The organism is Thermomicrobium sp. CFH 73360, from assembly GCF_023806465.1.
Taxonomy (GTDB): domain Bacteria; phylum Chloroflexota; class Chloroflexia; order Thermomicrobiales; family Thermomicrobiaceae; genus Thermomicrobium.
Window position 1 is genome coordinate 212769 of record NZ_JAMSLS010000004.1, and the last position, 7717, is coordinate 220485.

Annotated in this window: 6 protein-coding genes and 1 tRNA gene; 6 read left to right on the plus strand and 1 reads right to left on the minus strand. The window is 65.1% G+C overall.

Going from position 1 to position 7717, the window contains the following annotated elements; all coding sequences use genetic code 11:
- Positions 1–3: 3 nt before the first annotated feature.
- From NET03_RS09620 to NET03_RS09635, 4 genes are all read left to right on the plus strand, one after another.
- Complete coding sequence (locus tag NET03_RS09620) at positions 4–2154, plus strand: DNA polymerase (RefSeq protein WP_252128699.1); 2151 nt, start codon at positions 4–6, stop codon at positions 2152–2154.
- A 245-nt stretch (positions 2155–2399) separates the two neighbouring features.
- The gene (locus tag NET03_RS09625) at positions 2400–2999 is read left to right on the plus strand and encodes a hypothetical protein (RefSeq protein WP_252128700.1); all 600 of its coding nucleotides are present in this window, start codon (positions 2400–2402) and stop codon (positions 2997–2999) included.
- Complete coding sequence (locus NET03_RS09630) at positions 2980–3429, plus strand: hypothetical protein (protein ID WP_252128701.1); 450 nt, start codon at positions 2980–2982, stop codon at positions 3427–3429. The genes NET03_RS09625 and NET03_RS09630 overlap by 20 nt, the downstream gene beginning before the upstream one ends.
- Positions 3386–4588: a site-specific integrase gene (locus tag NET03_RS09635; protein WP_252128702.1), complete on the plus strand. Its 1203-nt coding sequence runs from the start codon at positions 3386–3388 to the stop codon at positions 4586–4588. Before NET03_RS09630 ends, NET03_RS09635 begins: the two co-directional genes overlap by 44 nt.
- Before the next feature lie 53 nt (positions 4589–4641).
- Here NET03_RS09635 and NET03_RS09640 read toward each other — a convergent pair.
- Positions 4642–4735 (minus strand) — tRNA-Sec (locus NET03_RS09640).
- 306 nt (positions 4736–5041) lie between these two features.
- Here NET03_RS09640 and NET03_RS09645 point away from each other — a divergent pair.
- Complete coding sequence (locus NET03_RS09645; protein ID WP_252128703.1) at positions 5042–5941, plus strand: methylenetetrahydrofolate reductase; 900 nt, start codon at positions 5042–5044, stop codon at positions 5939–5941.
- The gene (locus tag NET03_RS09650; RefSeq protein WP_252128704.1) at positions 5938–7593 is read left to right on the plus strand and encodes a formate--tetrahydrofolate ligase; all 1656 of its coding nucleotides are present in this window, start codon (positions 5938–5940) and stop codon (positions 7591–7593) included. The genes NET03_RS09645 and NET03_RS09650 overlap by 4 nt, the downstream gene beginning before the upstream one ends.
- Positions 7594–7717 lie beyond the last annotated feature (124 nt).

Consider the following 7717-nt stretch of genomic DNA (forward strand, 5'->3'; position numbering starts at 1 on the left):
GCGATGGCACAGCCAGAGCGCCCCAAGACTCCAGCGACGCTCGGCACGGCCTACCTCCAGCTCGCAGCCGAGCTGTTCGGGGCGGCGACAAACACTCAGAGGGTCTCTATCCCCAAAACGTGTTACTCATGTAACTCATGTAACCGTCCGCATGAGGACGCGGAAATCGAGGGCACGACGGTGACATGTTCGGGGGGCGAACATGTAACCGGAGATGTAACCAGGAACGGCCGTCCCCCAACGGCGCAACCGGGGTTACATCTGTGGTTACACGTTCCCGGCGGAACATGTAACCGGGCGCGACTGGAAGATCCCACAGCCGATGGGGCTACTTTCGAGCAGGTTACACCAGTTACACGAGTTACATCTTCTGGAGGGAGAGATACCCTTGACGTTGGTCCCCAGGCAGTCGCTGCTGGCCCTGCGCCGCTCGAGGCACCGGTGACGCTGGTGCGCGCACCCGCGGAGCTCGGGGTAGTGCAGCGCCTGGGCCGCCTTGTGGCGCTCGATCTCGAGACAGTTGGGCTCGACCCCCACCAGGGGCGGATCCGGCTGGTGGCGCTCTCGGACGGCGAGCAGGTCGTGCTGCTCGACGCGGCGGCCCTCTCACGCAACGCCCTGGCGGCGGCGCTGCGTCAGCTCGCCCACGGGCGGGTCGTGGCCCTGCACCACGGCGCCTTCGACCTCGGCTACCTCCTGGTCCACGGCCTACCACTACCCACAGCGCTTCGCGACACCATGCTCGAGGCGATGCTGCTCGATGCCGGCCAGCGACTGCACCAGCGTGGCACCTTCACGCTGGAGGCCCTCGCTGCCGAGTGGCTGGGGCTGACGGTGGACAAGCGGCTGCAGACCAGTGATTGGTCGGGGGCGCTCTCGGCCGAGCAGCTCGCCTACGCGGCGCGCGACGCCCTCGTCACCTGGCGGCTGGCAGAGCGGCTTCAACCGGAGCTGGCCCGTGCCGGGCTCACCGAGGCCGCGGCGCTTGAGGCCCGCGCGCTCCCCTTTGTTGCCTGGCTCCGCGTCACCGGGCTGCCCTGGGACCAGGAGGCCTGGGAGCAGGCCGTGGCGGGGGCGGAGCGGGAGCAGACCGAGGCGGCCGTCGCGCTGCGTGCACTGCTGCCCGCTGACGGGCTCTTCGGTGCGACAGTCAACCTTGACTCACCGAAAGCGCTCAAAGCCGCGCTGAGCCAGCTCGGTCTTGCGCTCGAGGACACGCAGGACGAGACGCTGGCCCTCCTCGACCACCCCGTTGCCGCAGCACTTCGCCGCTACCGCAAGGCGGCCAAGTACGCCTCGAGCTACCCGCGTGACTGGGCGACCGTGCACCCGGTGACTGGTCGAGTGCATCCCGATTGGCGCCAGCTCGGGGCGGCCACGGGCCGGATGAGTTGCTCCGCGCCGCCAGTGCAACAGCTCCCGCGGGAGGGGGGCTTTCGCCGGGCGGTGGCAGCGCCTGCGGGACGCGTCCTGGTCAAACTCGACTATGCCCAGATCGAGCTCCGCGTCGTGGCTGAGCTCGCTGACGAGGAACGGCTGATCGAGGCCTTTGTGCGTGGGGAGGACGTGCACCGCAAGACCGCCCGGCTCGTGCTCGGTGTGCAGGAGCCCTCTCGCGCCGAGCGGCAGAGAGCGAAAGCGTTGAATTTCGGTCTGTTGTACGGCATGAGCACCGAGGGGTTCCGACGGCATGCGGCGGCCGAGTTCGGCCTACGGCTCTCGCCTGCCGAGGCAGCGCAGCTCATCGAGCGGTTCTTCGCCGCGTACCCCAAGTTGCGGACGTGGCAGGCTCGGCAACAGCGCACGGGGGCAGGTGACGTCCGCACCCGGTCGGGGCGGCTGCGGTCCGACGTGCGGCGGCCCACGGAGCGGATGAACACGCCGGTGCAGGGGACGGCGGCTGACGGGCTGAAGGCGGCGCTGAGCCTGCTCTGGGAGCAGCGCCACCGGCTCGGCTCAGCCGTCCCGGTGTTGGTGGCGCACGACGAGGTGGTGTTGGAGTGTGCCCTCCACGAGGCCGACCGGGTGGCCTGGGAGGCTGCGGAACTCCTCAGGCAGGGAATGGGGTGGTATCTGCACCGGGTGCCGGTGGTGGTCGAGACGACGGTCTGCCGGGACTGGGCAGGGACACCGGTGCGTCAGGAGGAGGCGTGATGGGTGCCCGCGTCGTGCAGGGGATAGTACGTGTGCCACGTCAGGACGTCAGGGCGCGACCGCTTGATGGGCTCCTGCGCGGTGCCTGGATGGGGTGCGCGCATCGACAGCGCGCGCGGTGTGGGGAGTCGTCTGCGCACAACGTTACTTATACGCACAACGCTACCAGGGTTTTCAGACAACGACCGCGACGGATGCCGATGGCCAGTGCGCCAGCATGTTACCATCGTAGACGAGTTCGCTAGGTGATCTTGACGTTGTGTCGGGGTATGATGCGGCGTACCACAGATCGCGCGACGCTCCAAGCGGTGTTCGGGCTTGGACGCCGCGGGCCGTTCCCAGGGCAAGGGGCGAACGCTCACCAGGGCTGGTGGGGGCTCTGCGAAGAGACGCCGCAGCTCTGGGCAAGCTGGCTCGCGGAGTACTGGCGGCGGAAGACCGGCACTCCCCTCCCAGAACGACCACCCTTCCGTCTTTTGGTTGACGCGGGACGCGAGCTGGTCATCGAAGGTGTCCGCCTCACCTACGGCTATCGCTGGTTCTTCCGCTGTCCCGTCTGCGGGCGGCGGACCGAGGTGCTGTACCAGGGCCGGCGGGGACTCGCTTGCCGGCGCTGCAATCGGCTCGGGTACCGCAGTCAGGCACGCCGTGTGCGCGTGCCCGGGCTGCTCGACCTCGTCTGGGGGCGGGAGTTCGACCGCTGCTGCGGCGACACGCCGCTGCTTGCCGAGCTCGCGCGTGACCTGAAGCAGCACCTGGCAACTGGTCTGGAGCGGCTTTTTGGCCAGCTGCAGGTTGAACCGCTGGACCACAGGGAGGTGCAGGATGACGGAGACACGCCGTGAGCGCCTGGTGCGACAGGAGGCCGCCCGACAAGCGCGGGTCTGGGAGGAGTACCAGGCGCATCTGCGGCGCTACGAGGCTTGGGCGGTCGCTGAGGAACGGTTGCGCGCGCTCGTACCCAAGGCGCTCGACGTAGTGGAGCGCACACTCGATGACCCGGCACAAGGACCGAAGGTGGCGCTCGCGCTCCTCCGCGCGGCGGGGCTGTGGGGGCTTGAGCCGGTGTCGAAGCCGAGTCTCCGGCTGTACCAGCTCAGCGCCGATCTCGAGGACTTCTCCCTGGCATCGTGGGACAGACCCGCCGTGGCGCAGGTCCGCGGCGTCGACCGAACACCGCGAGCCACGTCGCGCCAGACCGTTGGGCTTGATGCGGCGGAAGGAGCAGCGGATGATGAACAAACCGGAGCAGCCGACAGGACCGGGCAAGCGTAAGCGCCGCGCCAGAGGCGAGGGCTCCATCTTCTGGAACAGCCATCGTCGTCGCTGGATCGCGGAAATCTCGACCGTCGACCCGACCGGCAAGCCCAAGCGGGTGAACCGCTCGGCCAAGACCCAGGCTGAGGCTCTCCGCCTCCTCCGCGAACTCCAGCGGCAAGCAGAGCAGGGGCTCCTGCCCCTCGGCCGTCCGCCGACCGTGGCCCAGTTCCTGACCCAATGGCTTGAGGGCCAGCGGCACAGCCTGCGGCCGCGCACCTGGGAAGGATACGAGTCCATCGTGCGCACGCGGCTCATCCCCCAGCTCGGTCGGTTACGGCTCGACCAGATCTCCCCTGCCCACCTTGCTGCCGCCTACGACCGGCTCCTGGGAGAGGGACTGAGCCCCAAGTCGGTGCTCAATACGCATCGGCTGCTTCATCGTGTGCTCGGTGACGCGGTGCGCTGGGGCATGCTCGTCCGCAACCCTTGCGACCTTGTCGATCCACCCCGAGCGACCCGGCCGGCGGTCCGTGCGCTTGACGCGGGCGAGGTCGCTCGGCTGCTCGAGGCCTCGGCCACTGACGACCTGGGGCCCCTCATCACCGTCGCGGTGCTGACCGGGCTTCGGCTCGGGGAGCTGGTTGGGTTGACGTGGGACGAGGTGGACCTCGAGCGCGGGGAACTCTCCGTGGTGCGCTCACTGCAGCGGGTGCGGGGGCGCGGGCTGGTCGTGGTACCACCGAAGACCGCCTCGTCAAAGCGCCTCGTGCCGTTGGCGCCGCAGGCCGTCGCTGCGCTTCGCGAGCAGCGCAGTCGACAGCTTGCGTCCCGCCTCAAGGCGGGGCCAGCCTGGGCTGGGGGTAACTGGGTCTTCACCACAGCGCTGGGGCTGCCCTACGACCCAAGCGACGTGACCCACCGCTTCCAGCGGCTGCTCGAGCGAGCGGGGCTGCCGCGGGTGCGCTTCCACGATCTCCGACACACCGCAGCAAGCCTGCTCCTCGCCGAAGGAGTGCACCCGAAGGTGGTGGCGAGCCTCTTGGGTCACAGTACGGTCTTGATCACCCTTGACACGTACTCCCACGTGATGCCGGGGCTCACACGCCAGGCGACGGAGACCCTCGCCGGGCTGATTGCTAGCAGAATTGCTAGCAAGAGCACGTCCGAGGGGTGAGCCGAGCAGAACCTTCACGACACGACCTCTCGATTTTGGCTTCTCGATGCGGACGAGGGTGCATGGGAGTCGAACCCACCGACGGAGCTCGTCACCCCGCCCACCGGTTTTGAAGACCGTGCGGGCCACCGGGCCCGATCCACCCTCATTCCAAGTATCTCCGACCGTCACCCAGATCGGCAAGTCAAAAGGGGGGTCCACGGCGCCGGGAATCATGCACCTTCACTCGGATCAGTCGCCATCCTGCCAGGTGATTCCAACCCATCAAGCCGATTTGCCACCCCGACGATCAGTTTAGGGCTTGCGAAAAGACACGAGACCCATTACTATAGAAATGAAATAACGCCTCGAGGTGAGTCGCCGTGTGTGAGTTGGGCAGTCCGCGAGACGAATGTGTAGCCAGCGATGGGAGGATCAGCCAGTGAAGCACGCAAGGAGTGAAAGGGTTGGGTCATGACTGATTCGCCCAGCTCCCTCGTGAGTACAGAAGGACAGATCGACACACGATTTCTCTGTAGTCTCCTCCGCGAGCTCCGTATCGAGGTTCTCCCGAATGTCGATCTCTCCAAGGTAACGTCGATTGTTCCCCGAGACGCGACTCTCACCGTCACGAGTTCACCAGCCCATGGGGTGGAAGGCACACTCCAGACAGCCCTCGCCTTGCGGCGTGAAGGGTATCGCGTCGTGCCTCACCTCGCTGCGCGTGCACTTTGTGATCGTTCCCAGCTTGCTCAGTTGTGGCACCAGTACACCACCGCCGGTATTGACGAAGTGTTTGTTGTCGGTGGTGACCAAGAGCGTCCAGCTGGTGAGTTTCCCAACTCGCTAGCACTCCTCCAAACGCTAATCGAACTTGAGCCGCCCCCAACACGCATCGGCATCACAGCGTATCCGGAAGGTCATCCGCATATACCGAATGATGTACTGGAAGCAGATCTTCTCGCCAAACAAGCCTACGCACACTATGCAACGACTCAGATCGTCTTCGATCCCGATGCATTGCTCAGTTGGCTCGTGCGGTCACGTGCTCGCGGATTCACTCTTCCCGTCTACCTGTGCCTACCAGGGACACTGCGGCTCGATCGTTTGATCCGCATCGGAATGCGTCTCGGCCTCGGCACCTCGCTCCGATACCTTGAGAAGCAACGAGGTCTGGTCGGACGCCTCCTCACTGGGGGCCTTCGGTACGACCCTGGCGACCTTTTGGACGGACTCGCGCGACGGCCAGCCACGGCTCACGCTGGCATCGTTGGTGTTCACTGGAGCAGCTTCAACAGCGTTGAAAGTGTTGTACACTGGGTTCTTGCTCGCCGTGAGAGTTTGGGTTGTGGACAGGAAGGAGCGACCGCATGAGCGGAACGCAGCTGAAGCAGCTGCGGCCGGTCAGTGAGATCGCCGAAGAACTCGGTCTCCTCCCCGAGGAACTAGAACTGTACGGTCCCTTCAAAGCAAAGATTCGGCTCGACGTGCTTCGTCGGCTCAGTACAGCTCGCGCTCGCTACGTTCTGGTAACTGGAATCACCCCTACCCCCTTCGGCGAGGGGAAGACAACAGTCTCGGTTGGTCTTGGCCAGGCCTTTGGACGGCTAGGTCTTCGTTCAATTGTGACCGTCCGCCAGTCCTCGATGGGACCAGTTTTTGGCACGAAAGGAGCCGGAGCGGGCGGTGGAGCCGCACAGCTCCACCCGTTCCCTGATCTCGCCCTCCACTTCACAGGCGACAACCACGCCGTGACTGTCGCCCACAATCTCCTCGCTGCCTTGGTGGACAACGCCCTGTATCAAGACCGTCTATCGATCGACCCGCGCAGCATCACTTGGCCTCGCGTTATCGACTTGAACGATCGGGCACTCCGCCAGCTTATCATCGGTCTCGGCGAGACAAATCGGACTGTCCGCGTCTCCCGCTTTGACATCACGCCCGCATCAGAGGTGATGGCTATTCTTGCTCTTGCCCGGGACTATCGTGACTTGCGCGAACGGCTCGGCCGCATCGTCGTCGGTCGTACATGGGATGGGAAACCAGTCACTGCTGAGGAACTCGGAGGCGCCGGAGCGATGGCCGCCCTCCTCGTCGATGCCCTCAAGCCAAACCTGGTCCAGACGAGCGAGGGAACAGCTGCTTTTGTGCATGCTGGTCCCTTCGGCAACATCGCCACCGGTACGTCGTCAGTCGTAGCAGACATTCTCGCGACACGCCTGGGTGACGTGGTTGTGACGGAGGCAGGTTTCGGCACAGACCTTGGCGCCGAGAAGTTCTTTCACATTAAGTGCCGCTCTAGCGGCCTCGCCCCGCACGCTGCTGTACTCGTTGCCTCGGTCCGCGCACTCAAAGTGCAAGGAGGGAAAAGCGTCCGCGAAATCGAAGAGGGTGGCGAAGATCTCGCCGCACTCGAAGCCGGCTTGCCGAATCTGGTCAAGCATATCGAGAACCTTCGCACGTTCGGCGTGCCAGCGGTCGTCGCGATCAACCGCTTTCCGACCGACTCACCGCGGGAACTTGAGCTACTCGGTAAAACGGCAATCGATGCGGGAGCTCACGATGCTGCCGTCGTCGAGGTCTACACGCGTGGTGGCGAGGGTGGCGTAGAGCTTGCGCGCGCTGTCCTTCGCGCAGCCAACAGCGAGCCGTCCTTCCAACCCATCTACGACCTCGAGTGGCCACTCGAGCGGAAGGTTGAAGCAGTGGCGCGCACACTCTACGGCGCCGGGGGTGTCCGCTTTACAGCGACAGCTCGGCGCCAACTCGAGGACCTTCGGCGACTAGGCTACGATCGGCTGCCAATTTGCATGGCGAAGACGCCAACCTCGCTCAGCGCCGATCCGAACCTCCTTGGTCGCCCCGACGGGTTCACCGTCGAGGTGCGCGAGCTCCGGTTGTTCGCGGGAGCCGGATATGTGGTCGTGCTCCTCGGTGATATCCAGACCATGCCAGGTCTGGGGCGAAACCCACGAGCCGGCGCCATTGATATCGATGAGAACGGCAATATCCTCGGAGTTTCCTAATCCAGCGCCGGTCATCTCTTAAGACTTAAGGGGGTACACCGGAGTCACTTCGCAACGAGTGAGATGTGGTTCGAGTGACAGAAGGAGGGTACTACGATGGCGCGGAACCTCCAAGAGGTGCTTG